This window comes from Coleofasciculus sp. FACHB-712 (genome assembly GCF_014695635.1).
Taxonomy (GTDB): Bacteria; Cyanobacteriota; Cyanobacteriia; order Cyanobacteriales; family FACHB-T130; genus FACHB-T130.
The window spans coordinates 1-3,435 of the sequence record NZ_JACJOQ010000318.1 but is presented as its reverse complement, the minus strand read 5'-3'; the positions used below and the strand labels follow the sequence as shown (position 1 = coordinate 3,435).

Sequence of the window (3,435 nt, the reverse complement as noted above, 5' to 3'; positions counted from 1 at the left end):
AAATTGACCATCACCGCACCTTGCGAACGGGTTTTCCAGAGGTGATTTGGGGGCCAGGAAAAACACCCGAACAGATTGCGGGGATTATGGAGGCGATGCGATCGCGCAACCCTATCGTTATGGCAACGCGGATTGAACCGGCAGTCTATGCCCAGTTGCAGGAAAAAGTAGCAGGTCTCCAATATTACCCGTCTGCTCGAATCTGTGCCATTTCCCCTGCGACCCTAGAACCCCAGTATTCGGGCACAATTGGCATCCTCTCTGCGGGGACTGCCGATTTATCCGTCGCTGAGGAAGCAGCGGTTACAGCAGAACTGTGTGGCTTCCGGGTGCAGCGCCTCTGGGATGTCGGCGTCGCGGGTATCCACCGTCTATTAAGTAACCGTCACGTCATTGAAGCGGCTAATGTGCTAATCGTTGTGGCTGGAATGGAAGGTGCTTTACCCAGCGTCGTTGCTGGTTTGGCTGATTGTCCTGTGATTGCAGTTCCCACCAGTATCGGCTATGGTGCGAGTTTCGGCGGGCTTGCGCCACTTTTGACAATGCTGAACTCTTGTGCAGCAGGCGTGGGCGTGGTGAATATTGATAATGGCTTCGGTGCGGCAGTCCTAGCTGGACAAATCTTGAGGACGGCTCACAAACTCAAATTATCTGGGCAATAGAGTAGTATTACCCACTCATGCCACGACGGTGAGTAGGGGCTTTTTGATTGCCATGCCCCTACTGCTGTATCGCACCCAATCCTTGAATTGCTATATATGCTATTTAATGATGGACAGCTAAAAATTAAATTTTTCCTCATCAACTAAACCCTATGCCTACCTCCAAGACAGAAGCAAAGCAACTCTTAGAACGCTTGATTTTTGAAGCTGAACGTCCTCAAGACTGGGTACAAGATGTTTGGGGATTGAGTCCTACTTTAGGAGAAAGCGCTGCAAAATTGTTAGAAGTTTTTGAAGCGTTGATTGAGTGCTGTCCTGAAGAGAAGTTAGAAAATTTATTGCAAACTTTATATCAGGACTCGCTTCAGTAATCATTTCAACTAAGAACGCGATCGCACTTTTCCTCAGATAAAAGCGATCGCCATCAGGATGCGATCGCTTCTCTAAATGCTTGCGGGCAATTTTCTTACATACATGACCCGCGCTACACCAGACCTCAGCGCTTTAAGCTTAAGCAGCTTGGTTAGACTCATTCAAGGCAGAACGCTTATTCAGCGATAGCATCACGCGGGAAACCCCTGTAAATAGAACGCTGACACCTACTAGCGTTCCAATCAACCAAGGCGCATTAAAAGGCCACTGGAACCAAATCATTGCACCCAATACCAGCGTAATGATGCCGTCTGTCAGCACCCATGTCCAATTCTGTTGCGGACGCACCCGGAATGCCAGGATCAGGTTGAATACACCTTCTGTCAGCAAAAAGCTACCTAGCAACAGAGTCAGCGTCAGGACACCTGTTAAGGGGTAGAAAAATAGCATCACGCCTGTGGCAATGTAGAGGGCGCTCAACAAGAGTTTCCAAATGAAACCACCTTGTTCGCGGGTTTGAAAGGCATAGACTGCCTTAGTCGCTCCCGCACTAGCTAGGATCAAAGCAATCCAAGTCTCAGCGACAATTGTCGAGACATTCGGTACAGCGATCGCAACTATCCCCAAAACAATCAAAAGAGCGCCAGTCAAAAGCGATCCATTAATACCTTTGTTCTTGTTGATATCAGTAGAAACGTCGGTTGTCATAAAAATCTTTTTTCTATGCTTGAGTGAGCTATACCTTCACGCTAGAAAATTTCTCAAGGACTAGGTAGAACCTTAAGATAGATCACCCTACCACTCCCAGCTCTACCCCCTGATATAGTTTGCGATCGCACTTTTCTGTCAATTAATTAACCCCGTCAATTTATGGAAGCGATCGCTTAGCTGTGTTAGACGGTATTGAGCTTGAATTGACAGCAGAGCAAATTTTTGGCTGGTTGAGAATGAGAAGTTAATTGGTTAGGGTTGTCGTGCGGAAGCGATCGCACCTTTATTCTGATTATATGTGTTCAGCTTGCACATAATTTCATTCAGAGCTGTACTAAACAATGTCACTATTCGCTCCAACCTCATAGCAATCGTACTTTTCCCTTCATTCATTTGCCCGATTTGTTATGCAACACTTCGCTAACATACTCTTCTTAAGAGCGCATTCCAGCTTACATACAACTTCATTCAAAGCTCACAGCGCTGGTCTTTACTCTGTGTAAAGTGGGGGTGTTAGTTGTAATTCAAGCTTGCAGTTAATTGAGCTTTACTTATCGTAACTTAATAGTGAAGGTAAAAAATTTATAGGTATCAGAACCGCTTTCTTATACAATACTTTCAGAGGTTCACGAGACTTTTAGAGGCTCTTGACTAGGCAACTATTCATATACTCCTAACAAATGAACGAACCGAAAAATACCAAAGCTCCTCAATGGGGAAAAATTGTTCTCAGTATTGGATTAGGAATGATTGCAGTATCAATCGTACTGGTCTTCCTGGGAATTTCAGGTGCGGTGTTGCATAACGTACTACAACTGGGTGGAATTGCAGTTGCAGTAGTTGGTTTCATCTTGTGGAAAGTTGTCAAGGTTTGATTCAGACAACGTATGCTCGCATCTTTATCGCGATTTATTTAAGCGATCGCATTTGTCTGTCAATTGATGGGCGCGATCGCTTCTAGGGAAATTGCAGCAACTATTTAAACATCTGGTGGTTTCTGTATAACTCGATCTTTCCAGTATCCAGGCTCTCGACTACAGTGCATCACCGCTACGATTAGAATAAAATCCTGCTCAATTGTGTAGAGGATTCCATAGGGAAATTTGCGCGTCAAACATCGACGAATATCTTCATCAATTATGCGCCAACGAGTGGGAGACTCGATAATTCGGAAGATTGCATCCTCAACAGCGTTGATAAATGCTTGTGCCAACTCAACTCGACTTTGTGCATAAAACTGTACCGCTTCCCCATATTCAGTTAATGCTGCCGGGTGAAATACATACTTCATTGCTCTAGGAGCCGCCTTACCTGAGCCAACGCTTCTTCCCCAGGAATTGTCTGAACCACGCCACTTCGGATTTCGTCCCTACGATTCTTGGCTTCAGTTGTCCAAAGTGTTTGAATCGTTTCGTCTACGTCGAATTCAAGACTTTCAACTAGCTTTTCTGCCAAAAGCGCTCTCGACGCACTCGGTAAAGATAAAGCTTCTTTCATCAGTTGCTCGATCGACAGCATAGTCACCTAGAAACCAGAGTTATCCACAGTCTAGCAATAGTTCGATCACTTAGTTAACGCTCTTTTGTCACTTTAGGGAGAGGATAATAGGCTAAAACGGTTCAAAGCCAGAATTTACCTATGACAGAACCACGTCCAGCCCAAGCCACCGTGAAATTTGTGGATGATTACT

General features: G+C 45.2%; 6 protein-coding genes. 3 read left to right on the top strand and 3 right to left on the bottom strand.

All coding sequences use genetic code 11. From position 1 onward, the window contains the following. On the top strand, positions 1–662 hold a 662-nt coding region (larB, locus tag H6F50_RS08265; RefSeq protein WP_190428267.1), incomplete at its 5' end, for a nickel pincer cofactor biosynthesis protein LarB. Positions 663–814: 152 nt separating this feature from the next. Next, complete coding sequence (locus H6F50_RS08260) at positions 815–1,033, top strand: hypothetical protein (RefSeq protein WP_190428256.1); 219 nt, start codon at positions 815–817, stop codon at positions 1,031–1,033. A 139-nt stretch (positions 1,034–1,172) separates the two neighbouring features. Here the strand turns inward: H6F50_RS08260 and H6F50_RS08255 are convergent, their stop codons facing one another. Continuing rightward, a complete protein-coding gene (locus tag H6F50_RS08255) occupies positions 1,173–1,742 on the bottom strand; it encodes an HdeD family acid-resistance protein (protein ID WP_190428254.1) in 570 nt (189 codons plus the stop codon). Between the two features lie 683 nt (positions 1,743–2,425). Here H6F50_RS08255 and H6F50_RS08250 point away from each other — a divergent pair. Next, positions 2,426–2,620, top strand: a complete 195-nt coding sequence (locus H6F50_RS08250; protein WP_190428251.1) for a hypothetical protein — start codon at positions 2,426–2,428, stop codon at positions 2,618–2,620. Between the two features lie 104 nt (positions 2,621–2,724). Here H6F50_RS08250 and H6F50_RS08245 read toward each other — a convergent pair whose 3' ends face one another. Together H6F50_RS08245 and H6F50_RS08240 are read right to left on the bottom strand one after the other, a co-directional pair. Continuing rightward, on the bottom strand, positions 2,725–3,036 hold the full coding sequence (locus H6F50_RS08245) for a type II toxin-antitoxin system RelE/ParE family toxin (protein WP_190428249.1): 312 nt from the start codon (positions 3,034–3,036) through the stop codon (positions 2,725–2,727). Beyond that, positions 3,033–3,263 (bottom strand): addiction module protein, encoded by a 231-nt coding sequence (locus H6F50_RS08240; protein ID WP_190428247.1) that lies wholly within the window; start codon positions 3,261–3,263, stop codon positions 3,033–3,035. The genes H6F50_RS08245 and H6F50_RS08240 overlap by 4 nt, the downstream gene beginning before the upstream one ends. Between the last annotated feature and the right edge of the window lie 172 nt (positions 3,264–3,435).